Below are 25,130 nucleotides of genomic sequence, written 5' to 3'. Positions count from 1 at the left end.
GAGACCCATGATCGACCTGCACGGCTACGGCCCACGTCTCGCGGAGGGCGCCCTGATCACCGTGGAGCTGGCGCTGCTGTCGCTGCTCCTGGCCATCGTCCTGGGCCTGGTCACCGCCAGCGCCAAGATGTCGCGCAGCCGAGTGGCCCACGGCATCGGCACCCTCTACACCACCATCATCCGCGGCGTCCCCGACCTGGTGCTGATGATGCTGCTGTTCTTCGGCGGCCAGATGGGCGTTAACCTGATCACCGACGCCCTCTATGACCGCTTCGGCATCGACATCTTCATCAACATCAACGAATTCGTCGCCGGGGTGGTGACCATCGGCCTGATCTTCGGCGCCTACATGGGCGAGACCTTCCGCGGCGCCTTCCTGGCCGTGGACAGCGGCCAGATCGAGGCGGGCCGCGCCTACGGCATGGGCCCCTGGCTGGTGTTCCGCCGCATCCGCTTCCCGCAGATGATGCGCCACGCCCTGCCCGGCCTCTCCAACAACTGGATGGTGCTGCTCAAGACCACCGCCCTGGTCTCGGTGATCGGGCTCTCCGACATGGTGCGGGTGGCCTCCGAGGCCTCCAAGGCGACCCGTGAACCCTTCACCTTCATGATCATCGTGGCGGCCATCTACCTGCTGATCGCCAGCGTCTCGGAGTGGACCTTCGCCCGACTGCAGAAACGCTACAGCATCGGCTACGGGGAGGTGGACTGATGGACGCCCTGCTCGAACGCCTGGAAGGGCTGCTGGCCGACAACAGCATCTTCACCCTGCAGACCCTCTCCTACTACGGGGAGGGGCTGGTCACCACGGTGCAGCTGGTGTTCCTCTCGCTGGTGATCGGCCTGGTGGCGGCGGTGCCCCTGGCCATCGGCCGCGGCGCCAGGCGCCCCTGGATCAAGTGGCCGATCTTCGCCTACACCTATGTGTTCCGCGGCACGCCGCTGCTGGTCCAGCTCTACCTGATCTACTACGGCGTGGTGTTCGTCGAGGGGATCCAGGAGAGCTGGCTGTGGGTGATCCTCGAGGAGCCCTTCGTGCCGGCGCTGATCGCCTTCACCCTCAACACCGCCGCCTACACCACCGAGATCTTCCACGGCGCCATCAAGGCCACCCCCCGCGGCGAGATCGAGGCGGCGCGGGCCTACGGCATGTCCCGCGCCTTGATGCTGCGGCGCATCGTGCTGCCCAGCGCATTTCGCCGCGCGCTGCCCGCCTACGGCAACGAGGTGATCTTCATGCTCCACGCCAGCGCCATCGCCAGCGTGGTGACCATCATGGACCTCACCGGGGCAGCGCGCTTCGTCTATGCGCGCTTCTACGCCCCCTTCGATGCCTTCCTGTTCGTGGCGGCCATCTACCTCTGCCTGACCTTCGCCATCCTCTACCTCTTCCGCTGGCTGGAGAAGCGGCTGCTGGCCCACCTCAAGCCGGCGGGCGGCTGAGCCACCGTAAAACGTTCGTTGGGAACCGGCGTTTGAATCCCCGCCGGCTCCCCTTTCCGGGCCAGCCGGCGATCCGCTAAGGTTGGCCTGTCATCACCCACGAGGTGAATCCACCCACACAGGGGACAACAACCATGAAGATCCAGAAGATCCTGAGTCTCGGCGTACTGGGCGCCGCCCTGCTGGCCGGCACCGCCAGCGCCGAGGTCCGCGACATCCGCATCGGCGTCGACGTGCCCTACGAGCCCATGGAGTACCGCACCCCGGACGGCGAGCTGACCGGCTTCGACATCGAGCTCGGCAACGCCCTGTGCGCCGAGATCGGCATCCAGTGCGAGTGGGTCGTGCAGGGCTGGGACGGCATCATCCCCGGCCTGATGGCGCGCAAGTACGACGCCATCATGTCGTCGATGACCATCAACGACGAGCGCCGCGAGCAGGTGCTGTTCTCCGACCCCTACATCACCCCGCCCTCGGCCTGGTTCGCCCCGGCCGACGTGGAGGTCGGCACGCCCAGCGACGAGAGCCTGGAGGGCCTGACCATCGGCGTGCAGCGCGGCACCCTGCAGGACAACTACGTCACCGACCACTACGGCGACGTGGCCGACGTCAACCGCTACGCCACCGCCGACGACATGGTGCTGGACATGGACGCCGGGCGCCTGGACATCGTCTTCCTCGACTTCCCGATCGGCAAGTCGACCCTGCTCGACAGCGAGGCCGGCGACTACAAGGTGGTCGGCGAGATGATCACCGAGCCCAAGGAATACTTCGGTGACGGCTTCGGCATCGCCTTCCGCCAGCGCGACGAGGAACTGGCCGCGGCCTTCAACGAGGCGCTCGCCACCCTGCGCGACAACGGCACCTACGACGAGATCCACGCCAAGTACTTCGGCACCGAGTGACCCCCGCCTGACGACAGGCCGCGGCGACACCGCCCCGAGGGTGCCGCCGCGGCCTGGCGCCCCGCCTGACGCCTGCTCCACCGGTCGGGAGTCGCCGTGGTCGCTGCCCGGCAGGCGGCGGTTCAGATCCCTCGATGGGTGCCCGGCACATGGACGTCGTCCCCGCCCCGGGGCGCCAATTCCGAGGTCTGCAGCGGCCGGGCAAGCTCGTTGAGAATGCCGCAGTCGCCGGCGGCGCTCTCGCCATTGCAGCGCGCTCGCAACGAGATCAGCGCGCCCTTCAGCGCCTGCAACTGGGCGATGCGCGTCTCGACATGGCGCAGGTGCTCGTCGATCAACGCATCGGCCTCCTGGCAGGGGCGCTGCGGATGGTCGTGGCAGTCGAGCAGGGCACGAATCTCGCCCAGCGTCATGTCCAGGGCGCGACAGTGGCGGATGAAGGCCAGCCGCTCGGCATGAGGCTCGCCGTAGAGCCGATAGTTGGCCGCGCTGCGCGCCGGCTCGGGCAAGAGTCCCTCACGCTCGTAATAGCGGATGGTCTCCACCGGGCAGCCCGTGCGCCGGGCCAGTTCACCGATCTTCATCTCGTCCCTCCTCCGGTATTTACACGCCTCTTCCCTCAATTAACAATCCTTGACCCTGTAGTGACTACAGGGTGTGTCATCAGACAGGAATCCGCCACCCGGAGTTCGTCATGTCCCGACACGACACCGCCTCCTCCTGCTGCGGTGCCCCCGGCGCCGAGGCCACCCCCAAGACGACGCCGCCCCCGGCGGACGCCGACGCACTGCGCCTGCGCATCCAGGAGATGTGCTGCCCCACCGAGGAGGGCCTGCTGCGCAAGGCCCTCGCCGACCGGCCGGGGGTCCAGGCGCTGGAGTTCGACCTGGTCAACCAGGTGCTGACCGTCCACCACCGCGACGCCGACCCTCAGGCCCTGCAGGCACGCATCCGCGAGCTGGGCATGACGCCCACCCCGCTCGATGCCACGGCGGCATCTTCCGACACCCCGGCGCCCGCTCGTCGCGAGCGCTGGTGGCCCCTGGTGCTGGCGGCGCTGATCGCCCTGGGTGCCGAGGCCAGCCACTGGTTCGCCCCGGGGCCCGAATGGCCGGCCGCCGTGCTGGCGCTGGTGGCCATCGCCATGGTGGGACTGCCCACCTGGCGCAAGGGGCTGGTGGCGCTGCGCCACCGCACCCTCAACATCAACGCCCTGATGAGCGTGGCGGTAACCGGCGCCCTGCTGATCGGCCATTGGGCCGAGGCGGCCATGGTGCTGGTGCTGTTCACCCTCGCCGAGCGCCTCGAGGCGCGTTCCATGGAGCGCGCCCGCCATGCCATCCGTGACCTGCTGGCCCTGGCCCCGCAGCAGGCCCGGGTGCAGAAGGCGTGCGGCGACTGGCACGAGGTGCCCGCCTCCCAGGTCGCCGTGGGCAGCCTGGTGCGGGTGCGTCCCGGCGAGCGGGTGGCGCTGGACGGCGAGGTTGCGCGCGGCCAGCCGGTGCTCGACGAGTCGCCGATCACCGGCGAGAGCCTGCCCCGCGACAAGGCCATGGGCGACAACGTCTTCGCCGGTACCATCAACCGCGACGGCGAGTTCGACTACCGCACCACCCGGGTGGCCGACGACACCACCCTGGCGCGGATCATCCACGCCGTGGAGCGCGCCCAGGCCAGCCGCGCCCCCACCCAGCGCCTGGTCGACCGCTTCGCCGCCGTCTACACCCCGGCGGTGTTCGCCCTGGCCATCGCCACCGCCCTGGCCTGGCCGCTGCTGTTCGGCGGTGCCTGGCTGGAGGGCGTCTACCGCGGCCTGGTGCTGCTGGTGATCGCCTGTCCCTGCGCCCTGGTGATCTCCACCCCGGTGACCATCGTCAGCGGGCTCTCGGCGGCGGCCCGCGCCGGCATCCTGATCAAGGGTGGCAGCTTCCTCGAGCGCGGCCACCGCCTGGCCTGGGTGGCCCTGGACAAGACCGGCACCCTGACCCGCGGCGAGCCGCGCCAGCGTCACTGGCGGCCGCTGGCGGAGGCCACCGACGCCGAGCGCCGACGCCTTCAGGCGAGCGCGGCGAGCCTGGCCGCGCGCTCCAACCATCCGGTCTCGCGCGCCCTGTGGCGAGCGGCCGAGGACGCGGGCATCGCCGCCGGCGAGGTGGAGGCCTTCACCGAACTGCCCGGGCGCGGCGTGCAGGGGGAGATCGACGGCGCGACCTGGTGGCTGGGCAACCGCCGCCTGGCCGCGGAGTTCGGCCTCGACACCCCGGACCTGGCGCCTCACCTCGACGCCGCCGAGGGCGACGGCCAGGGCCTGGTGCTGCTGGGCGACGCGCAACGGGTGCTGGCCCTGTTCACCGTGACCGACCCGCTCAAGGCCACGGCCCGCGAGGCGGTCGCGGCGCTGCACGCCCTGGGCGTCAAGACGCTGATGCTCAGCGGCGACAACGCCGCCAGCGTCGCCGCCATCGCTCGCGAGGCGGGCATCGACGAGGCGCGCGGCGAGCTGCTGCCGGAGGACAAGCTGGCGGCCATCGAGGCGCGCGCCCGCCAGGGCGTGGTCGGCATGGTCGGCGACGGCATCAACGACGCCCCGGCGCTGGCCCGCGCCGACATCGGCTTCGCCATGGGCGCGGCGGGCAGCGACGCCGCCATCGAGACCGCCGACGTGGCGCTGATGGACGACGACCCGCGCAAGCTGCCCGCCTTCGTGGCCCTGTCGCGCCGCACCTACCGGGTGCTGCAGCAGAACATCGCCCTGGCCATCGGCATCAAGCTGGTGTTCCTACTGCTCGCCCTCACCGGCCATGCCACCCTGTGGATGGCGGTGTTCGCCGACATGGGCTCGAGCCTGCTGGTGGTGGCCAACGGCATGCGCCTGCTGCGCGCCGCGCCGGCTCCTCGCTCCGCCGAGGTCAGCCCCGGCGTGGCGACCGCGAGCGCAGGAAGCTGAGGATCCAGCGCACCATCACCAGGTCGTCCACCGGCGCCGACAGCGAGGCCAGCCCCTCGCGCACCCGGTGCTCGCCGACCTGGCCGGCGCGCAGCGCCATCAGCTCCCGGGAGTACTCCCGGGTGAACTCGGGATGGCCCTGCACGCCCAGGAAGGCCTCTCCCACCTGCATCAGGTAGACGGGGCAGAAGTCGCTGCCGCCCAGCACCCGCGCCCCGGGGGGCGGGTGCTCGACCTGGTCCTGGTGGCTGACCAGCAGGTCGAGGCCCGGCTGCCAGGGCCGCATCCAGTCGGCGCGCGCCTCGACCCGGTTGAACGACATGCCCACGCCCCAGCCCCGGGCACTCTTGGTCACCTCGCCGCCCAGCGCCCGGGCAATCAGCTGGTGGCCGAAGCAGATCCCCACCAGCGGCTTGTCCGCCGCCCAGAGCTCACGCACGAAGGCCTCCAATTCGGCGACCCACGCCAGGTCGTCGTTGACCCCGAACTTCGAGCCGGTGGTCATCCAGGCGTCCACCGCCTCGATGTCGTCGGGGATCTCGCCGTCCAGGCAGCGCCACACGCGGAACGCCAGGCTCGGGTCGACCCGGTGGAAGAGCGCCTCGAACATGGCCGGGTAGTTGCCATGCCGGCCCTGCAGCTCGGGGGCCACGTCGTCGCACTGCAGCAGTCCGATCACCATCTCCCGTCCTCCCATTGCCTCGCCTGTTGGATCAGGGCCGCCCCTCCACCGCCGCCACCAGGATCTCCCGATACGCCTCGGCATCGAAGGCGATGGGGTTGGTGGCGGCGGAGGGGTCCGCCTCCGCCATCCGCCCCACCCTGTCGGCCTGGGCGGTATCGATGCCCAACTCGCCCAGGGTATGCGGAATCGCCAGCCGCTCGCGCAGCGCCAGCACCCAGTCGATCACCGCGGCGGTGCCGGGCTGGTCCAGGGCGAGGTAGCGCCCCAGGCGTACCATGGGCTCGCCGATGGCGCGCTCGTTGGCGTGCAGCACATAGGGCATCAGCACGGCGTTGAGGGTGCCGTGGTGGGCGTCATACAGGGCCCCCAGCGGATGGGCCAGGGCGTGCATGGCGCCCAGGCCGCGCTGGAAGGCGGTGGCGCCCATGCTCGAGGCCACCAGCATGTTCATGCGCGCCTCGAGGTCGTCGCCGTGGGCGAAGGCCCGGGGCAGGAAGTCGCGTACCCGGCGCATGCCCTCCACGGCGATGCCCTCGGCCATGGGGTGGTAGAGCGGCGAGCACCAGGCCTCCAGGCAGTGGGAGAGCGCATCCATGCCGGTGGCGGCGGTGATCGAGGGCGGCAGCCCCAGGGTCAGTTCCGGGTCGAGGATCACCCGCACCGGCACCATGCCGGGATGGAAGATGATGCGCTTGAGCTGCGCCGCCTCATCGGTGATCACCGAGGCGCGGCCCACCTCGGAGCCGGTGCCGGCGGTGGTCGGCACGGCGATGCAGGGCACGATGGCCGCGGCGTCGGCGTGCTTCCAGTTGTCGCCCACGTCCTCCAGCGACCACAGCGACAGTCCCTCGCGCTGGCCGGCCATCAGCGCCACCGCCTTGGCGGCGTCCAGGCCGGAGCCGCCGCCGAAGGCGATGACGCCGTCGTGGCCACCGTCGTTGAAGGCTGCCACGCCGTCCATGACGTTCTTGCCGGTGGGATTGCCCTTGATGTCGCTGAACACCCGCAGGGTCAGCCCGGCGTCGCGGGCCCGGGCGACGACCTCCTCGACCATCGGCAGGCGCGCCAGGCCCGGGTCGGTCACCAGCAGCGGGGCGCGCAAGCCCAGCTCGCGGCACAGGTCGGGCAGCTCGCGGATGCGGCCGGCTCCGGTCAGGATCGGGGCCGGATAGTTCCAGGCCATGGTGAAGCGGTGGATATCGACGTGACGCATGGTGACCTCGTTTCGAAGATGGAAGACGGAAGATCGCCGCTACGCGGCTGGAAGAGGGAAGAAACGACAAACTCTTCCCTCTTCCGACTTCGCTCTTCCCTCTTGTCAGTGCTTCAGATGATAGGACTTGGGCCGGGTCAGGGTCTCGTAGCCCAGCCGCGACAGGCTGCAGCCGCGTCCCGAGCGCTTGACGCCGGTCCAGGCCAGTTCGGGGTCCAGGTAATCGCAGCGGTTGGTGAACACCGTGCCCGCCTCCAGGCGCCGGGCGATGGCCTCGCCGGCGGCGAGGTCCCGGGTGAACACCGCGGCGGTGAGGCCGAAGGCACTGTCGTTCATCAGTCCCACGGCCTCGTCGTCGGAGGTCACCGGCATGATGCCCACCACCGGGCCGAAGCTCTCCTCGGTCATCACCCGCATGCCGTGGTCGACGCCGGTCAGCAGCTGCGGGGCCAGGTAGGCGCTGCCGGGCGTGGACAGCGGATAGTCGCCGGGGTCGATCCAGGCCCGGGCGCCGGCGGCCACGGCCTCCTCCACCTGGCCGCGCACGAGGTCGGCGGCGGCCGGGCGCACCAGGGGCCCCAGGGTGGTGGCCGAGTCGGTGGGGTTGCCGAGCCGCAGCTGACGCACCCAGGCCACCGCCCGTTCGACGAAGGCGTCGAAGATCCGCCGGTCCACGTAGACCCGCTCGACGGCACAGCAGCTCTGCCCGGAGTTGAAGAAGACACCGTCCATCACCCCCGCCACGGCCGCCTCCAGGTCGACGTCGGCGCGCACGTAGGCGGGATCCTTGCCGCCCAGCTCCAGGCCGGTGGCAATGAAGCGTCCGGCGGCGTTGCGTTCCACCATGGCCCCGCCGGCCACCGAGCCGGTGAAGGCCACGTGGTCGAGGCGGGCGTCGCGGATCAATGCCTCGGTGTCATCATGCGCCAGGTGCAGGTACTGGAAGACGCCCGCGGGCAGCCCCGCCGCATCGAAGGCCTCTTGCAGGCGCTCGGCGCTCAGCGGCGTCTGGGCCGAGGCCTTGAGGAGCACCGCGTTGCCGGCCATGATCGCCGGCACGATGGCGTTCACCGCCGTCATGTAGGGATAGTTCCAGGGCGCCACCACCAGCGATACGCCCAGCGGCTCGCGGGTGATGTAGCGCGTGAAGCCGGGCTTCTCGGCCAGCCTCAGCGGCGCCAGCGCCTCCTCGGCGAGCGCGATCATGGTCCGCGCCCGCTCCTCGAAGCCGCCCACCTCGCCGGGTGCCGCGGCGATGGGGCGGCCCATCTGCCAGGTCAGCTCGCGGGCCAGGTCGTCCCGCCGCGCCACGAAGGCGTCCACCATGCGCGAGCAGCAGGCGGCCCGCTCGGCGATCGGCACCTCGCGCCAGGCGCGCTGCGCCGCCACCGCCCGTTCGAGGGCCGCCTCGATGGCCGCTGCCTCGGCCTGTTCCCGTTCCACGTAGACCGAGCCGTCCACCGGCGAAATCGTCTGCTGTATGGCCATACAAGATGCTCACTTTGTCCTGAGGGCTGGCGTGTAGCCGGCCCGAGCCTCAAATGACTGGTTCATCGCCGATCAGCGTGAAACCGCGTTGTAGGAGGCCAATTTATTGGGCGATGGAGGCCGAAGGCCTCCCCAGTGGAGACCACCTCGACGCTTGCTAGCACCGCCGGGCGCCTGGCGGCGCCAGTCGCGCAATGAATTGCCCTCCTACTGGCAACCTTCACGACGAAGTGTGATGACTCAGATGATTTCGAAGTAGCGCTCCAACTCCCAGTCCGTGATATGGCGCCGGAACTGGCGCTCCTCCCACTCCCGGGTCGCCGCGAAGTGCTCGACGAAGTCGTCGCCGAAGAACTCGCGGGCCGCCGCGGAGCCGCGCAGGCGCTGGGCGGCCTCCCAGAGGGTGCGCGGCAGCGCCTGGTGGGCCGGGTGATCGCGGTCGTAGGCGTTGCCCGTCACCGGCGGGTCGGGCTCGAGGCGATGCTCGATGCCGTGGAGGCCCGAGGCGATGGCCGCGGCCATGGCCAGATAGGGGTTGGCGTCGGCACTGCCCAGCCGATACTCGACGCGCTGGGCGGCGTCGCCGCCGGGAATCACCCGCAGCGCCGTGGTGCGGTTCTCCACCCCCCAGGTAGCGTCGGTGGGCGCCCAGAAGCCGGGAATCAGCCGAGTATAGCTGTTGACGGTCGGCGCCAGCATGGCCAGCAGCTCGGGCATCAGCGCCTGCTGGCCGGCCACGAAGTGGCGCTGGACGTCGCTCATGCGATCCGGCGCCGCGGCATCGAAGAAGGCCGAGCGGCCGCCGGCCGCCTCGCGCAGCGACAGGTGGATATGCCCGCTCTGGCCGGGATAGTCCGGCGACCACTTGGCCATGAAGGTGGCCATCAGGCCGCGCCGCTGGGCCCACACCTTGGTGAAGGTCTTGAACAGTGCCGCCTTGTCGGCGGCGGCCAGGGCCTCGTCCACCGCGATGGCGGCCTCCAGCACCCCGGGGCCGGTCTCGGTGTGCAGCCCCTCGATGGGGAAGTCCATCGCCTCGGCCATGCCCAGCAGGTCATGGTAGAGCTCGCCGTGCACCGAACTCCTGAGCATGGAGTAGCCCATCATGTCGGGGGTGAAGGGACGCAGGTGGCGAAAGCCCTTCTCGCGGATCGATTCCGGCGTCTCCTGGAAGAGGAAGAACTCGTACTCCAGGGCGGCGCGCGCCGTGTAGCCCAGCTCGGCGGCGCGGGCGAGCACCCGGCGCAGCACGCCGCGCGGGCAGAGCGCCTCGGCGCGGCCGTCGAACTCGGCCAGGAAGAGCAGCATGTCGCCCTCGGCGGGCACCTCCCGGCAGCTCTCCGGCAGGATGCGCAGCGGCGCGTCCGGGTAGCCGGTGTGCCAGCCGGTGAAGCGCACGTTGTCGTAGAGCTCGTCCTTGCTGTCCCAGCCCAGCACCACGTCGCAGAAAGCGACCCCCTTCTCCAGAGCGGAGAAGAACTTCTCGCGCCCCATGTACTTGCCGAGCATCACGCCGTCGATGTCGAACATCCCCACCTTGACGTGGCTGAGCCCGCGCTCCTCGACGAGGCGTCGTGCCTGGTCGGCGTCGGTGATCTCTCTTGCCTGCAATCGGCTCATGGCCCCTCCCGATCGTGACACTGCCTGGACGGCCTCGACATGGTCGCCGCGCTCTCTCCATTACCGGAGGTAATCGGAATGTTGGCAAGGCCCGCAACGATACGTAGGCGGCATCGCTGACAACGACGACGGCGCTAAAGGACAGGTCGATCACGTAGCGGCGAGGGCACTCCCCAGGGCCGCTGCACCGATACATGGCGGCGAGCCGAAGGGAGGTCGGATGCGGGACGGCTCTCGCCCTGTCGTCCGATGCCGACAGGGAACCCCCACGAGCCATGCCAGTCCACCAGGCCGAGACGCCAATCGGGAGGAACCCTATGAATGCCCAGGGACAACTCACCCTACTGGAAGGGGACACGCCCCGTCCCTGCTCCAGGTGGACCGGCTGGGCCCAGTGGCTGGCCCTGGTCACCATGACCCTCGACCACCTGAGCCGCCATGTGACACCGCCCGGCTGGGGGCTGGAGTGGGTGGGCGGCACCCTGGGACGCATCGCCTTCCCGCTGTTCGCCGCCATGGTCGCCTGGCACGGGCTCTTCAACACCCGCAACCCGCTACGCTACGCCCGGCGCATCCTGGCGATCGGCCTGGTCGCCCAGCTGCCCTATGCCCTGATACCCCGCGACGCCTACCTCCTCAACGTCTGCTTCACCCTGGCCGCCGGGCTGGCGTGGGGCGCCGGCCTGCGCGAGCTGCTGGCCCGCCAGCGTCGCGGCATCCTCGCCCTGCCCTGGCTGGTGCTGGCGGGAGCGGCCTCGCTGCTGGCCTGGCAGTGGCTGGGCGACCGGGTGGAGTACGGCCACCGTGGCCTGCTGCTGATCCCGCTCTACATGCTCGCCTTCCAGGCGCTCCACCGCGCCGACTCGCCCCTGCCGGAGCGCGCCGCGGCGGTGGCCATGGCGGTACCGGCGCTAGTCGTCACCGGCCTGATGAACAGTACCGACCTGGCCAAGTCGTTCGCCGTGGCCACCTGCCTGGCGGTGCTGTGGCTGGCCGCCGGCGCCCACCGCTACGTCCGCGAGGTGCCCAGGGCCATGCCACGCCGCCTGTGGCTCGGCTGGTATCCCGGCCACTTCGCGCTGATCGCCCTGTTACTCCTGTGGTGGGGGCATGCCGAGCTTCCCTGGCCATAGCCTCCCGGGAGCGCATCGCCCAGCGCCCAGGGTCGCCCCCCTCAGCCGCCGACCCCGCCGAAGAGGATGAAGGCCAGCACCACCAGCAGCAGGAACAGCGTCTCGGCGGCCATCAGGATCACCGGCTTCCAGCCGACCACCGCCAGCTTCTGGAAGGAGGTCTTGATCCCCAGCGCGGCGATCGCCGTGACCAGGCACCAGCGCGACAGGTCGGTGAAGCCCTCGGTGACCAGCGGCGGGATCCACCCCAGGCTGTTGACGATCACCAGCGCCACGAAGGCCACCAGGAAGCCCGGCAGCATCGGCACCTTGCGGTTGCCGTTCTCCTCGCGCCGGGCGTGGCGGAACAGGAACATGAAGGCCATCACCGCCGGCACCAGCATGGCCACGCGCAGCAGCTTGACGAAGGTCGAGACGTCGCCGGTGCTCTCGGAGATCATGTAGCCGGCGCCGACCACCTGGGCCACGTCGTGGATGGTGCCGCCGAGGAAGATGCCCGCCTGGTCGTCGCCGAGCCCCAGGACCCCGACGATCAGCGGATAGGTCACCATGGCCAGGGTCGACAGCGTGGTCACCCCCACCACGGTGAGGATGGTGTTGCGCTCGCTGGTCGCGTGGCGCGGCATCACCGCCGACAGCGCCAGCGCCGCCGAGGCGCCGCAGATGGCCACCGAGCCGCCGGTGAGCAGGCCCAGGTCGCGATGCAGCCCCAGGCAGCGGGCCAGCACCGCGCCCATCAGGATGGTCAGCGCGACACCGGCGACGACCGTCAGCAAGGGGCCGATGCCCAGCGCCATGACCTGCTCGATGGTGATGCGCACCCCCAGCAGGGCCACCCCCAGGCGCAGGATGGTGCGGGCGGCGAAGTCGACGCCGGCCAGGCAGCGCTGGTCCTCGGAGAGGAAGTGCAGCGACATGCCGAACAGCAGCGCATACAGCAGCGTCGGCCCCCCGTAGTGGTCGGCGATGAAGGTGGTCGCCAGGGCGATGGTGATGCAGATCAGCACCCCCTGGGCCACCCGCGGAACGGTGATCATCGCGCCCTTGGCGATGCCGAGAGGCCAGTGCAGGGCCTGCTTGCCACGTTCGAGACTCATGGGATCTCCCTCGGTTGTCGGTGGCCCGCGCGGCCGAGACCGATACGCGGGGCCCTGGCGACGCCCCAGGGGGCGCCGCGTGATGGACGAAAGGGGTGGAGGACGGCGGCCGGACCGCCGTCAGGCGGGGGGCGGCACCACCACCACGGGCACGGTCGCCCGCTTGATCACGCCGCGGGTCACCTTGCCCGCATAGGAGGCCGCGAAGCCGCGCTTGTTGGCCGCCATGACGATCAGGTCGCAGCCGCGCTGGGCGGCGAGGCGGGTGATCAGCGTGGCGGGATAGCCCTCGACGACCTCCTGGCGCGCGAGCTTGTCGCCCAGCGCCCGACGGGCCTCGGGATGGGTGCTCCAGAAGGCGTCCATGCGGTAGTCCAGCTGTTCCCTGGCCTGTGCGAGCCGCTGGCGCATCAGCTTGTCGAGCACCTCCTGGCTGCGGATGTTGACCCTGAGGGTGTTCATGACGTCGTCGTCCAGCGACTTGACGGCGTGCAGCACCTGCAGCTCGGCGCCACAGGCCAGGGCCAGGCTCACCGCCCGTTCGAGGACCACGTCGCAGTCGCCCCGCAGGCCGACACAGCAGAGGATCCGGGTGATCGGTTGGTCCATGCTTGCTCCTCCACCGGCGGGGCGACCGGCCTTTCGCCGGCCCCCGCACCGGTTGTCATGATGTGTCCGCTAGTAGCCCAGCAGCCGGGGCAGGAACAGCGAGATGGTCGGGAAGTAGGCAATGATGAACAACGCCACGATCGAGGCCGCGGCGAAGGGCAGCGCCTTCAGCGAGATCTCCTCGATCGAGGCACCGCCGATGCCCGAGGCGACGAACAGGTTCTCGCCCAGCGGCGGGGTCTGGAAGCCGATTGCCAGCGCACAGACCACCACGATGCCCACATGCACCGGGTCCATGCCCAGCATGTACATGATCGGCAGCAGCACCGGCGTGAGGATCATGATCGCCGCCAGGGTCTCCATGAACATGCCCACGAACAGCAGGAAGCAGATGATCATCGCCCAGATCAGGTAGAGGTTGTCGGTGACGCTGAGCATCTGCTCGGCGATATAGGCCGGCACCCGTTGTTCGACCAGCAGCCGCCCGAAAACCGTGGCGGTGAACAGGATCAGTAACACCCGCCCGGTGATCCAGGTGGTGGTCTCCAGGGTCTTCAAGGCCGGCTTCCACTTCAGCTCGCGGTGCAGGAAGAGGCCCACCACGAGGGTGTAGGCGATGGCCACGATGGCGGACTCGGTGGGCGTGAACAGGCCGCTGTAGATGCCGCCGAGGATGATGATCGGCGCCAGGATCGACCAGACGCCCCGGCGCAGGGTGGTGCGGATCTCGTCGTACGACCAGCGATCGGTCAACCCGCGGTAGCCGCGCCGGCGCGAGATCAGGTAGTTGATGGTCAGCAGGCAGGCGGCGATGACCATGCCCGGGAAGATGCCGGCGATGAACAGCTTGGGAATCGACAGGGTCTGGAAGGCGCCGTGCTCGGCCACCGCCTCGGGGGGCGGCTGCAGCCCCATGCCGGAGATGCCGAAGATCACCATCGGGATCGAGGGCGGGATGACCACCCCCAGGCCGCCGGAGGAGGCGGTGATGGCGGAGCCGTAGCCCTTGTCGTAGCCGCGGTTGGCCATGGCCGGGATCATTAGCATGCCCACCGCCGCGGTGGTGGCCGGTCCCGAGCCGGAGATGGCACCGAAGAACATGCAGGCGAACACGGTGGCGGCGGCCAGGCCCCCGGTCACCGGGCCGGCGAAGGCCTCGGCGATGTCCACCAGGCGCTTGGAGATACCCGAGGCCTCCATCAGGGCCCCCGCCAGGATGAAGGCCGGCAGCGCCATCAGCGGGAAGGAACCCACCGAGGTAAAGGCGATCTGCACGAAGGCCATGGGATTCTCGCCGAGCGCCAGGTAGGTCGCCAGCGCCGCCCCCCCCAGCGACACGGTGATCGGGGCACCGATGATCAGCAAGAGGAAGAAGGTGCCGAACAGGATATAGATGATGGTGGCATCCATGGTCATTTCTCCGACTGGCCGAGGGCGTCGCTGCCCGGATCATGGGCGTGTTTCAGCTCTTCGACGCCCTTCGTCTCGGGGTCGACCAGATCCACATGCTTGACGAACTTGAGATAGTTGTTCTGGAGGATCCGCAGCGACATGGCGATGAAGGCGATGGGCAGGATCAGGTAGAAATACTTCATGGGCACGCCCAGCGTCTGCGACTTCCAGAACAGGTTCATCTTGTGGAACACGAAGTCGTAGCTCAGGTAGATGAACACGGCATTGAAGCCCAGCCAGATCAGGTCGGTGAGCACGCCGCACGCCGTCTCCACCCAACGGGGAAAGAACTTGAACTGGAAGGTCACGCGATTGTGTGCCGACATCTTGGCGGCATAGACCGCCCCCAGATAGGCGAACCAGACGAAGGCATAGGTCGCCAGTTCATCGCCCCATGACAGCGAAAAGCTGAACAGGTTACGCAGCACGATCTGCAGGAACAGGATGACGACGAACGACACCAGCAATACCTGGCAAAGGATGTTTTCCAGGTTGTCGATCAGCTTGAAGACGGGATGCACTTTCATGGGTTGCCCCTCCGAATGACGAGGGCTCGTGGCACCGGCTCACGCGAGCCGGTGCAGGAGAATGTCCCCCATCGGGTGGCCGGAATCCTTACTCGGCGGGCGCGGGATCGCGCCCCAGGGCCGCGAGTGCCTGGTCGAGCTTTTCCTTGCCGCCGATGCTGTCGTAGAACTGTGGCCAGATCTGCGTCGCCATCTCGATCCATTGCTGCTCGTCATTGGCGGGCTCGGTGATCTCCATGCCGTGCTCCTCGACCAGTTTCTTCTTGATCGAGGCCTCGGTATCCAGCAGGTAGTCGTAGCTTTGCTGCGTCGCCTCCTGGCCCGCCTCGAGCACGGTCTGCTGCAGCTCGGGACCGAGCCCCTGGAACTTCGACTCGCTGATGATCAGCGGCTCCAGGGAGAACACGTAGCAGCCGTCGGTGACGTGGTTCTGGACCTCGTAGAACTTCATGGCATCGATGGTGATGTAGGGGTTGTCCTGGCCATCGACCACGCCCTGCTGCAGGGCGGTGAAGGTCTCGGACCAGGCCAGCGGGTTGGGGTTGACGCCCCAGGACTGGTAGGACGAGATCATGATCTCGTTCTTGGGCACGCGGATCACCAGGCCCTCGAGGTCGGACGGCTCGGCCACCGGGTGGGATGAGTTGGTCAGGCGACGGCAGCCCGAGTAGGCCCATGCCAGGATGCGCACGCCGGCGTCGCGGATGGTGTTCTCGGTGAGCTCCTCACCGATCTCGCCCTGGGTCAGAGTCCTGGCGTCCTCGGGGCTGCGGATGACGTAGGGCAGGGTCATGACCCCCACGGTGGGCGAGAACGGCGTGATGTTGTTGATGGCCAGCACCGAGAGGTCGAGCAGCCCCATGCTGGCATTGTTGACGGTGTCCTGTTCGCTGCCGAGCTGGCCGTTGGGGAAGAGATCCACGCGGATCTCGCCATCGGTCTTTTCCTCGAGAAGGTCCGCGAAGGTGGTGCCGAGTTCGTACTGGGTACCGCCCGCGGCATCGCCGAGAGCCATCTTCCAGGTATCGGCCATGGCCTGGGTGCTGATGGCCAGGGTGGCGACGGTGACAGCGGTGGGGATGATACGCTTGGATAGTCTCATTTCGTCCTCCGAGGGTTCTTGTTGTCGGCACGGCAAGGCCGTCCCCTGTCGTGCCTGCTGGAGTCGACATGGCAATCGTCTCGCGGTTGATGATCTTGTCGACGAGACCCTTGCCATGCGGTGAGTATTCCATCGGTTTCCTCTGCATCGAGGATCGCCCCTCGCCGGGGCGGTTTCGGGCGTGTCGGCATGCCGTCACGCCTCGAGTGTCACTTGTACGCACTCCCCCGCTTCGCCAGTAGTACCAGTGCCGGTTCGTCGATGAGTCCAGGCGCGTGCGGTCGACGATGGCAACGGGAAAATGGCGGAAGAGGGAGGACGATACGCGGGATCGGGGGCGGCAAAGCCTTCTCGAGCCTGGGCGGCGCCTGCGGGGGTGGCGGGCATTTTCCCGGGGCCGGGATGCCGCTATAGTCGGAGGAGACGCGATGGGCGCTTCGTGCGCTCGGGCAACCGATTCCCTGCGCCCCTTCCCCCGACAACGACGAGTCCATGAGCCAGCTCCTCTTCCATCTCGATGCCGACCTGCCGGCCAGCCTGCAACAGCAGCTGCGCGAGCAGATCGCCCGCGCCATCCTCGATGGTCATATCCCCCTCGACGAGGCCCTGCCCTCCAGCCGCAAACTGGCCAGGGAGCTGCATATCGCCCGCAATACCGTGATGCTGGCCTACGAGCAGCTGCTCGACGACGGCTACCTGGTGGCCAAGAGCCGCAGCGGCTACTTCGTCAACCCGGAGATCCTCGAGGGGCGCGTGGAGAAGCCCGAACGGCTCAACGACATCGAGGCCGACCGCCTGCCCTGGGAGGAGCTGCTGACCATGCGGCCGTCGCAGCAGCAGACGATCAACAAGCCCAGCGACTGGCCCCGCTACGACTATCCCTTCATCTACGGCCAGATCGATCCCGAGCTCTTCCCCACCCAGCACTGGCGGGAGTGCAGCCGCGACTCCATGAGCGTGCCGGCCATCCGCAGCTGGTCGGTGGACCACCTCAACGACGACGACCCGCTGCTGATCGAGCAGATCCACAAGCGTCTGCTGCCGCGCCGGGGGGTGTGGGCCTCGCCCGACGAGATCCTGGTCACGGTGGGCGCCCAGCAGGCGCTGTGGATCGCCAGCATGCTGCTGCTCAAGGCGGGCCGGCGGTTCGGCATCGAAAATCCCGGCTACGTCGACATGTACAACATCGCCCGCACCTTCACCGACGACATCCGGCTGTTGCCGGTGGACGAGCAGGGCATGCGCCCCGAGCCCCCGATCAGCGACTGCCAGCTGGTCTACGTGACCCCCAGCCACCAGGCGCCGACCACAGTGACCATGCCGCTGGAGCGGCGCCGGGCGCTGCTCGACCTGGCCGAGATCGACAACTTCCTGATCATCGAGGACGACTACGAGAGCGAGACCAACTACCTCGACAACCCCACCCCGGCGCTGAAGAGCCTCGACCGGCACAACCGGGTGATCTACGTGGGCAGCCTGTCCAAGACCCTGGCCCCGGGGCTGCGGCTGGGCTACATGGTGGGGCCGCCGGCATTGATCCGCGAGGCGCGAGCGCTGCGGCGGCTGATGCTGCGTCACCCGCCGACCAACAACCAGCGCGCCGTGGCGCTGTTCCTCGACCGCGGCTATCACGATGCCCTGCTGCGCCAGATCCACCAGGTCTTCCACAGCCGCTGGCAGTGCATGGGCGACGCCCTGGCGCGGCACATGCCGCAGTCCTCGGTACCCTCGACCTACGGCGGTTCCTGTTTCTGGATCCAGGGCCCGGCCGGCCTCGACTGTCACGAACTCCGGCGGCTGGCCCGCGAGCAGAGCATCCTGATCGAGTGCGGCGACATCCACTTCTTCGACCGGCCGCGCACCGAGTTCTTCCGGCTGGGCTTCTCGGCGATCGCCGAGAAGCGTATCGAGCCCGGCATCGAGCGCCTGGCGGCGCTCATTCCCCGGGCGATTCGACGCTAGGGATGGAAGACCACGCCATGGTCACCCGGTGGATGGCCATGGCGTAGGGGGAGGGATTCCGGGAAGCTCAGAGCACCTCGTCCTTGAGGTGGTACCAGCGGTACAGCAGGCGCTGGCCGAGGCGCCGGAAGGGGGCGAAGGCCTGGGACTCGACCCTCTCGCGGACGTTGGGGAACGGCAGCCTGGAGGTGAAGATCGGCAGGTCGAGAGTCCGGCCCTGCCCGGCGATCCACTGCGCCAGGCGACGCCCGGCCTGGGCCGAGTACATCACGCCGTTGCCGCCGTAGCCCAGCGCGTAGTAGACCGTCTCGCGCGGGTCGGGCTGATGGATGCGCGGCATCATGTCGTGGCTGACGTCGACCCAGCCCCACCAGGAGTAGTCGATCTGGATGCCCTCGAGGGCCGGGAACTTGCGATGCAGGTCGCCGATCAGCCGGTCCTCGTACTTCTGCTGTGGGGCATCGCGGCCGGTCACCGCGCTGCGGCTGCCGATCTGCACGCGATTGTCGGGCAGCAGGCGGTAGTAGTGACGCAGCACCCGGGTGTCGGTGATGACCTGACGCGTCTTGAAGTTACAGGCCGCGAGCTCGTCATCGCTCAGGGGCCGGGTGACGATCGAGTTGGAGAGGATGGGCAACAGGCGATTCTTCAGCGAGGGATGCAGGCGCTGCGACGTGTAGCCGCCGGTGGCGATGCCCACGGCGCGCGCCTTGACCACCCCGCCCGGGGTCGTCAGGTAGTGGACGCCGCCGCGGGTCTCGAAGCCCAGCACCGGGCTCGAGGGGTGGATCTTCACCCCCAGCGCTCGCGCCTTGCGATGATAGCCGAAGGCCAGCTTGCCGGCATGGATGCCGATGCCCTCGGGCTCGTGCATGGCCCCGGCGGCCTCCCGGTCGCCGAGCCAGTCGCGCTTGACCGTCTCGGCATCCAGGATCCGGGCGTCGTAGTCGAAGGTCTCGCGCAGCAGCCTGGCCTCCTTCTCCAGGGTGGGCATCACCTTGTCGCGATGGGCGACATAGAGATGCCCTCCCGGCTGGGGATCGCAGTCGATGTCGGCGATCAGCTCCTTGAAGGTCGCCATGCCGGCCAGGCACTCCTCGTGGAGCCTGAGCGCGGCATCCAGGCCGTAGCGCTGGATCCACTGCGAGCGCTTGAGGCGGCCCGAGGCGCACTGGGCCTGGCCGCCGTTGCGCGTGGAGCACCCCCAGCTGGCGCGATTGGCCTCGAGCACGGTGGCCTTGATGCCATGCTCCCGAGCCAGGAAGATCGCCGCGCTCAGTCCGGTGAAGCCGGAGCCGATGATCACCACATCGGCGTCCATGTCGCCGCCGACCGGGCCGTCGTCGGCCGGCGGCTCGCCCGCCGTGCCGATCCAGTAGGTGGGCGCGTAGTCGCGCCCCTGCCCCGGATTGGCGCTCTTCAGGGGATCATAGGCCGGGTCATAGGGTCGGGACGGCGCGGTGCTGCGTCCGGCCCCCACCCCCTCGGTTGGCGTCGTGGTTTCCATGATCGGACTCCTCGCAGTCTGGATGCCGTGACTCGCTGGTGACGCCGATCAGACGTTGACCGGCGGCCGGTTCTTGCGGAAGGCGTTCTTCACGGCGATCTTGCCGTCACGGAAGGTGAAGACATCCACCATGCGCGCCTCGGAGCGGGCCCCGTCGGCGGCGGTGCCCTGGTAGGTGGTCTCCGAGAAGCCGTGATCGCCGACCACGTAATGCTCGCCGTCGACCCAGGCCGCGTCGGGCGCGGTCTTCCAGGCATTCTCCAGCGCCTGGCGGACCTCGCGTTGCCCCACGAAGCTCTTGCCCATCAGCTCCGGACCGGCGATGGCGTGGAACACGCAATCCTCGGTCATCATCGCCATCACGGCATCGATGTCGTGACGGTTCAAGGCATCGCTGAAGGCTTTCAGGAATTCCACAGTGGGCAGGCTCATCGCTCTCTCCTGGATGTGTCGTCGTGCATTTGCGGATGGCAGAAGCCCCTCGGCTCGCCCCCACCTCTGGTAACCGAGCCTACTGGCCGGACACCCACCGGATTAGCGCCAGATTCGCCCGGCTTGTTGGGCCAGGCGCCTGCCCGGGACATGGCATCCGACAGGCGTCCAGCGATCTCGCCCCGGCCGGCCCGCCGCCCAACGAGAAAAATCCCATAAATCGGTACGATTTGATTCTTTTTATGGAATTGATCTATGCTCGCGGAACACCCCGAGCGTGTCGTCGTTGCCAGGCGAGATGCGGGGTCCCCATGATGAAAGGTCCCCGGCGGGCCGAGGAGACAGTGATGACCGACCCGATGAATGCCCAGCCCGACGTCATGCGCTCGGCACGCGAGCTCTTCGGCATCGACAGCGACCTGCAGGTGCCCGCCTTCAGCGAACGCGACGAATACGTCCCCGAGATCGACGCGGCCTATCGCTTCAACCCCGACGTGACCCTGGCGATCCTCGCCGGCTTCACCCGCAATCGCCGGGTGATGGTCCAGGGGCTGCACGGCACCGGCAAGTCGACCCATATCGAGCAGGTCGCCGCCCGTCTCAACTGGCCCTGCCTGAGGGTCAACCTGGACGGCCATATCAGCCGCCTGGACCTGGTCGGCAAGGACGCCATCGTGGTGCGCGACGGGATGCAGGTCACCGAATTCCAGGAAGGCATCGTGCCCTGGTCGCTGCAGCGGCCGGTGGCGCTGATCTTCGACGAGTACGATGCCGGCCGGCCGGACGTGATGTTCGTGATCCAGCGCATCCTCGAGCGGGACGGTCACTTCACCCTGCTCGACCAGAATCGGGTGATTCACCCGCATCCCCACTTCCGGCTGTTCGCCACCGCCAATACCGTGGGGCTGGGCAACCTCAGCGGGCTCTACCAGGGCACCCAGGTGCTCAATCACGCCCAGATCGATCGCTGGAACATCGTCGCCAAGCTCGATTACCTGCCCCGCGACGAGGAGGCGGCCATCGTGCTCGGCCGGGTCCCGTCCAAGGACAGCGAGAAGGGGCGAAAGCTCATCGCCGCCATGGTGGCCGTGGCCAACCTGACCCGCCGGGGCTTCGCCGCCGGCGACCTGTCGACGCTGATGTCGCCGCGCACGGTGATCACCTGGGCGGAGAACTGCGAGATCTTCCGCAACCCCGCCCTGGCCTTCCGCCTCTCCTTCCTCAACAAGTGCGACGCGGCCGAGCGCCCCCTCGTCGCCGAGTACTACCAGCGCTGCTTCGGCGAGGAACTCGACGAGTCCTGGATGCGGGAGGCGACTCCGTCATGACCGCGAGCGCCCAGCAGCAGGCGCGCCGCCAGCAGCGGATCGAGGAGTTGTGCGCGGCCAGCCTGCGTGCGCTGACCGGCCATGCCGACCTGCACTATCGCGGGCGGCGCCTCTATCGGGGCGAGGCGCGCCTGCCGACCCATGCGCCCCACCTGCGCATCGACCCCGCGCAGGACGATTTCGCCGATTGCCGGGCCGCCGCCGACGGCATGGCGCTGCGTCTGCTGCACTCCGACGCGGCCCTCCACCGCCGGCACTGCCCGGAGGACCCGGTCGAACGGCTGGTCTTCGAGCTGCTCGAGCAGCTGCGCGTCGAGACCCGGGCCCCCCATGACATGCCGGGCATGGCCGACAACCTGCTGCGCCGCTTCGCGCGCTGGTCGCGGGCCTTCCATCGCTCCGGGCTGACCGAGGGCAGCCTCGGCCTGCTGCTCTACACCGTGGCCCAGATGTGCTGGTCGCGGCTGCAGGCCCGGCCGGTGCTGGAGGAGACCGAGGACTATATCGAGGGCACCCGCGCCTCCCTGGTGGGCGAGCTGGGCACGGCGCTTTACGGCCTGCGCCGGCATCGCCACGACCAGGCCGCCTACGCCGGGCACGCCCTGGCGATCGCCCGGGTCGTCGGCGAGCGGGTGCGCGCCGAACGGGCCCGGACCGGGGACGACGACGTGGCGGCGGACCGGGACGAGGAGGCCACCGGCGCCTTCGCCCTGCTGCTCGACTTCGAGGAGGGCGACGGCGACGAGGACGGCATCGCCGCCGCGACCACCGGCCGCAGCAAGGTATTCGAGGACGCCGCCCTCGCCTACCGGGTCTTCACCACCCGCTTCGATCGCGAGGTCGCCGCCGGCCGCCTGGTGCGCCGGGCCCTGCTGCGCGAGAACCGCGAACGCCTCGACCAGGCCACCGCCGAGCAGGGCATCAACCTGCCCCGCCTGGCCCGCCGACTCGGCAGCGTGCTCTGGGAGCCGCGCCCCGACGGCTGGGCCTTCGGCGAGGAGGAAGGCCGCATCGACGGCCGGCGCCTCGCCCAGCTGGTCAGCTCGCCCACCGAACGGCGCCTGTTCTATCGCGAGCAGGTCAAGCTGGGCACCGACTGCGCCGTGAGCCTGCTGATCGACTGCTCGGGCTCCATGAAGCACCACATCATGCCCGTGACGATGATGGCCGAGAGCCTGATTCGCGCCCTGGAGATGATCGGCGCCAGCACCGAGCTGCTCGGTTTCACCACCGGGGCCTGGAACGGCGGCCGCGCCTACCGGGAATGGATGCGCGGCGGGCGCCCCCGCGGACCGGGGCGCCTCAACGAGGTCTGCCACTTGGTGTTCAAGGACGCCGAGCGCAGCTGGCGACGCGCGCGCACCGACATCGCCGCCCTGCTCAAGCCCGACCTGTTCCGCGAGGGCATCGACGGCGAGGCGGTGGACTGGGCCTGTGAGCGCCTGCTTGCACGGCCCGAGACCCGGCGCCTGCTGATCGTGATCTCCGACGGCTGCCCGGCGGACGGCGCCACCCACCTGGCCAACGACGCCTACTACCTGGACAACCACCTCAAGGAGGTCGTCGCCCGGCGCACCCGGGAGGGCCGGGTGGAGATCCTGGGCCTGGGCGTGGGCCTGGACCTCAGCCCCTTCTACCGCCGCTGCCTGGCCACCGACATGTCCGAGGCGCTGGACACGGCGTTGTTCGACGAGATCGTCGCGCTGATCGGCGGCCGCCACCGGCGTTGACGATCGCACGACCAGAACACGGCATTCGTGCCGATACCGAGGAGACCGCTATGGCCAAGACCCGCCTGGTGCACCAGTTCGGCATGGGTAGCTCGATCCGCAGCCGCGACTATACCGCGGCCGCGGCACGGGCGATCCGCGACGCCCTGTGGCACCACTCCCTCAATGTGGCCGATGCCTTCGGCTTTCCCAAGGAGGCGATGCTGATCGATGTCGAGATCGGCGTGCAGCAGCCCGAGGCCGTGGAGACCGCGGCCCTGCTGGGCATCTTCCCCTACGGCCAGCCAAGCATCTCGGTGGTCGAGGGCGGCCTCGACGTGGACAAGCCCGACGGCGGCGGCACCACCGTGATCGCCAACGCCGCCGTCATCGTCTCCTTCGACATGGAGTACCGCCATGACTGAACGACGCCTCATCCTCGAGCTGGGCACCGGCAACGACCTCTACGGCGAGGACTACACCAAGGCGGCCTGCCGCGCCGTGCAGGACGCCCTGCACCACTCGTCCCTCGTGCTGTTCACGTCGCTGGGCATCGACCACCGCGAGATGCGGGTCGAGGTGACCATCGGCGTGCAGGCCCCCGAGCGGGTCGACGCCGGGGTCGTGGCGACCGAGCTGCCCCGCGGCCGGCCGGAGGTCAAGGTGGTCCACGGCGGGCTCAACGTCCACGACCCGGACAACGCCACCACCCACGTCATCGCCACCGCGGCGATCGCCGCCTTCCTACCCATCGAGGGCGGCGCCTGGCGGTTGTGCGAGATTGCTGGCTGAACCGGGACGCATTGTTCAGGTCAAGTCAGAGCGGACACATTTTCAAGCAGCAGCTGCCATTTCGATCTCCCTCGGCGTCGGGTAGACCAGGGTCGAGTGGAGCCGGCAACTGTTGTATTCCATCTCGATGTATTCAATCACATCCCGCCGTGCTGTCTGGCGGGACTCGTATCGCTGGTCAGCCGTTCGCTTTTCAGTGAGCCGAAATCGCTCCATGACAGCATTGTCCTAGCAGTTACCCCTTGCGGCTCATCGAGCCTGGAATCCGTGCCAATCCAGCGTGGAGCGGTATTCCTGCAACGCGTGCTGCTTAGGTTCAAGGGGTCGCTGTGATGTACCCACCCTCTCCCAGGCTGCCGGCGACCCACGGCCATCTCCAGGGCGTCCAGTACCAGCGGCGTGCGCATTTGGTCCGACATCGCCCAGCCCGCCAGTTGCCGGTCATGGAGGTCGAACACCGCCGCCAGATAGAGCCAGCGTCCAGATCACAGTGATTTCGGCCACCCAGGCCCGATTCGGTGCAGCCACCATGAATTGGCGATTCAGCAGGTTAGGGGCACCGGATCCGCCCAGAAAAGGGAGCGGCGTGAAAGTGATCAGACACGACAACCACCTTGAGAGTCACTGCACACAACAACTTTCGATAAAAGTTAGCCAATACAATATAAAAATCAATCCAAATAACTATTTTGTATACGAAGATTATAAAAAATATGAGCATATACTATCACAAACATTCCCTCGAAACTTTTCCTATAAAAAATCATATCCATTTATTATTTTTTCATTTTTAAAATCAATAGCTTGAATGGTATTCGCTCTTAAACATAACCCTGTACTGAATTAGAATTGCAACTAACAATTTGAGAAAATTTATTTTTATTGTATACAATCGTGCGATTAATTTATCTACATCAGAATCCCCTCACGAAATAGAAGCGCACCAGAAAACTTTTTAAAAACAACGATTTAAACGATAGCCGAAGGTAAAAACCTCACTGGCACCATACATCAATCGCAACTGGTCCTACAAGGGACCGCCAAAGAGACCTAAAGGTATAAACACCAATAAGAACGGCGGTCTCAAGTTCCAAGCGCAACGCTATTGAAGGGTGCTCGGTCCACCGACGGATTTCTTGAGCACCTCGGCGTAAACTTCCAGCGGCGTTCGCCAGTCCA

The 25,130-nt window shown here is 68.1% G+C and carries 22 protein-coding genes and 1 pseudogene; 10 read left to right on the top strand and 13 right to left on the bottom strand.

Features of this window, described 5'->3' with window-relative positions:
- The first annotated feature begins 7 nt into the window (after nt 1-7).
- The 3 genes from QWY80_RS08910 (at nt 8) to QWY80_RS08900 (ending at nt 2,348) form a co-directional block, all read left to right on the top strand.
- Nucleotides 8-712 (top strand): ABC transporter permease, encoded by a 705-nt coding sequence (locus QWY80_RS08910; protein ID WP_290230461.1) that lies wholly within the window; start codon nt 8-10, stop codon nt 710-712.
- Complete coding sequence (locus QWY80_RS08905; protein ID WP_290230458.1) at nt 712-1,443, top strand: ABC transporter permease; 732 nt, start codon at nt 712-714, stop codon at nt 1,441-1,443. Before QWY80_RS08910 ends, QWY80_RS08905 begins: the two co-directional genes overlap by 1 nt.
- 140 nt (nt 1,444-1,583) lie before the next feature.
- A complete protein-coding gene (locus tag QWY80_RS08900; protein WP_290230999.1) occupies nt 1,584-2,348 on the top strand; it encodes a transporter substrate-binding domain-containing protein in 765 nt (254 codons plus the stop codon).
- A 122-nt stretch (nt 2,349-2,470) separates the two neighbouring features.
- On the opposite strand, the gene cadR is transcribed toward QWY80_RS08900, so the two are convergent.
- Nucleotides 2,471-2,932, bottom strand: coding sequence for a Cd(II)/Pb(II)-responsive transcriptional regulator (gene cadR, locus QWY80_RS08895; RefSeq protein WP_290230455.1), 462 nt, complete (start codon nt 2,930-2,932; stop codon nt 2,471-2,473).
- 110 nt (nt 2,933-3,042) lie between these two features.
- On the opposite strand from cadR, the gene QWY80_RS08890 reads away from it, so the two are divergent.
- Nucleotides 3,043-5,295, top strand: coding sequence for a heavy metal translocating P-type ATPase (locus QWY80_RS08890; RefSeq protein WP_290230453.1), 2,253 nt, complete (start codon nt 3,043-3,045; stop codon nt 5,293-5,295).
- Here the strand turns inward: QWY80_RS08890 and QWY80_RS08885 are convergent.
- The 4 genes from QWY80_RS08885 to QWY80_RS08870 form a co-directional block, all read right to left on the bottom strand.
- Entirely contained in the window at nt 5,258-5,977 is a 720-nt protein-coding gene (locus QWY80_RS08885; RefSeq protein ID WP_290230451.1) for a glutamine amidotransferase-related protein, read from the bottom strand. The two genes, QWY80_RS08890 and QWY80_RS08885, sit on opposite strands and share 38 nt — an antisense overlap.
- A gap of 31 nt (nt 5,978-6,008) precedes the next feature.
- Nucleotides 6,009-7,193 carry an iron-containing alcohol dehydrogenase gene (locus tag QWY80_RS08880; protein WP_290230449.1) on the bottom strand — a complete coding sequence of 395 codons (1,185 nt, stop codon included), beginning with the start codon at nt 7,191-7,193 and terminating at the stop codon, nt 6,009-6,011.
- 105 nt (nt 7,194-7,298) lie between these two features.
- On the bottom strand, nt 7,299-8,681 hold the full coding sequence (locus tag QWY80_RS08875; protein WP_290230447.1) for an aldehyde dehydrogenase family protein: 1,383 nt from the start codon (nt 8,679-8,681) through the stop codon (nt 7,299-7,301).
- 240 nt (nt 8,682-8,921) lie between these two features.
- Nucleotides 8,922-10,301 (bottom strand): glutamine synthetase family protein, encoded by a 1,380-nt coding sequence (locus QWY80_RS08870; RefSeq protein ID WP_290230445.1) that lies wholly within the window; start codon nt 10,299-10,301, stop codon nt 8,922-8,924.
- Between the two features lie 317 nt (nt 10,302-10,618).
- Here QWY80_RS08870 and QWY80_RS08865 point away from each other — a divergent pair, with 317 nt between their 5' ends.
- Nucleotides 10,619-11,434 carry a TraX family protein gene (locus tag QWY80_RS08865; protein ID WP_290230443.1) on the top strand — a complete coding sequence of 272 codons (816 nt, stop codon included), beginning with the start codon at nt 10,619-10,621 and terminating at the stop codon, nt 11,432-11,434.
- A 41-nt stretch (nt 11,435-11,475) separates the two neighbouring features.
- On the opposite strand, the gene QWY80_RS08860 is transcribed toward QWY80_RS08865, so the two are convergent.
- The 5 genes from QWY80_RS08860 to QWY80_RS08840 all read right to left on the bottom strand — a co-directional run bounded on the left by QWY80_RS08860 (nt 11,476) and on the right by QWY80_RS08840 (nt 16,221).
- Nucleotides 11,476-12,531 (bottom strand): YeiH family protein, encoded by a 1,056-nt coding sequence (locus QWY80_RS08860; protein WP_290230441.1) that lies wholly within the window; start codon nt 12,529-12,531, stop codon nt 11,476-11,478.
- Nucleotides 12,532-12,651: 120 nt separating this feature from the next.
- Entirely contained in the window at nt 12,652-13,140 is a 489-nt protein-coding gene (locus QWY80_RS08855) for a universal stress protein (protein ID WP_290230439.1), read from the bottom strand.
- Nucleotides 13,141-13,209: 69 nt separating this feature from the next.
- The gene (locus QWY80_RS08850; RefSeq protein ID WP_290230437.1) at nt 13,210-14,550 is read right to left on the bottom strand and encodes a TRAP transporter large permease; all 1,341 of its coding nucleotides are present in this window, start codon (nt 14,548-14,550) and stop codon (nt 13,210-13,212) included.
- Between the two features lie 2 nt (nt 14,551-14,552).
- Nucleotides 14,553-15,119, bottom strand: coding sequence for a TRAP transporter small permease (locus tag QWY80_RS08845; protein ID WP_290230435.1), 567 nt, complete (start codon nt 15,117-15,119; stop codon nt 14,553-14,555).
- An 88-nt stretch (nt 15,120-15,207) separates the two neighbouring features.
- Entirely contained in the window at nt 15,208-16,221 is a 1,014-nt protein-coding gene (locus tag QWY80_RS08840) for a TRAP transporter substrate-binding protein (protein ID WP_290230432.1), read from the bottom strand.
- Nucleotides 16,222-16,713: 492 nt separating this feature from the next.
- Between QWY80_RS08840 and pdxR the strand changes: the two genes are divergently transcribed.
- Nucleotides 16,714-18,183: a MocR-like pyridoxine biosynthesis transcription factor PdxR gene (gene pdxR / locus QWY80_RS08835; protein ID WP_290230429.1), complete on the top strand. Its 1,470-nt coding sequence runs from the start codon at nt 16,714-16,716 to the stop codon at nt 18,181-18,183.
- A 67-nt stretch (nt 18,184-18,250) separates the two neighbouring features.
- On the opposite strand, the gene QWY80_RS08830 is transcribed toward pdxR, so the two are convergent.
- Nucleotides 18,251-19,690 carry an NAD(P)/FAD-dependent oxidoreductase gene (locus QWY80_RS08830; protein WP_290230427.1) on the bottom strand — a complete coding sequence of 480 codons (1,440 nt, stop codon included), beginning with the start codon at nt 19,688-19,690 and terminating at the stop codon, nt 18,251-18,253.
- 48 nt (nt 19,691-19,738) lie between these two features.
- Entirely contained in the window at nt 19,739-20,122 is a 384-nt protein-coding gene (locus tag QWY80_RS08825) for a nuclear transport factor 2 family protein (RefSeq protein WP_290230425.1), read from the bottom strand.
- Nucleotides 20,123-20,469: 347 nt separating this feature from the next.
- On the opposite strand from QWY80_RS08825, the gene QWY80_RS08820 reads away from it, so the two are divergent.
- From QWY80_RS08820 to QWY80_RS08805, 4 genes are read left to right on the top strand one after another with little or no spacing between them, the layout of a single operon-like run.
- Entirely contained in the window at nt 20,470-21,450 is a 981-nt protein-coding gene (locus tag QWY80_RS08820; RefSeq protein ID WP_290230423.1) for an AAA family ATPase, read from the top strand.
- A complete protein-coding gene (locus QWY80_RS08815; RefSeq protein WP_290230420.1) occupies nt 21,447-23,180 on the top strand; it encodes a cobaltochelatase CobT-related protein in 1,734 nt (577 codons plus the stop codon). Before QWY80_RS08820 ends, QWY80_RS08815 begins: the two co-directional genes overlap by 4 nt.
- A 50-nt stretch (nt 23,181-23,230) precedes the next feature.
- Nucleotides 23,231-23,584, top strand: a complete 354-nt coding sequence (locus QWY80_RS08810; RefSeq protein ID WP_290230417.1) for a Lin0512 family protein — start codon at nt 23,231-23,233, stop codon at nt 23,582-23,584.
- Nucleotides 23,577-23,951: a Lin0512 family protein gene (locus QWY80_RS08805; protein ID WP_290230415.1), complete on the top strand. Its 375-nt coding sequence runs from the start codon at nt 23,577-23,579 to the stop codon at nt 23,949-23,951. Before QWY80_RS08810 ends, QWY80_RS08805 begins: the two co-directional genes overlap by 8 nt.
- A 42-nt stretch (nt 23,952-23,993) precedes the next feature.
- On the opposite strand, the pseudogene QWY80_RS08800 reads toward QWY80_RS08805, so the two are convergent.
- Nucleotides 23,994-24,509 (bottom strand): annotated as a pseudogene (locus tag QWY80_RS08800) (DDE-type integrase/transposase/recombinase); the annotation flags it as partial.
- Nucleotides 24,510-25,130: the final 621 nt, after the last annotated feature.

The organism is Halomonas ramblicola (genome assembly GCF_030409215.1).
GTDB lineage: Bacteria > Pseudomonadota > Gammaproteobacteria > Pseudomonadales > Halomonadaceae > Halomonas > Halomonas ramblicola.
This window is presented reverse-complemented; position numbering and strand designations above follow the sequence as displayed.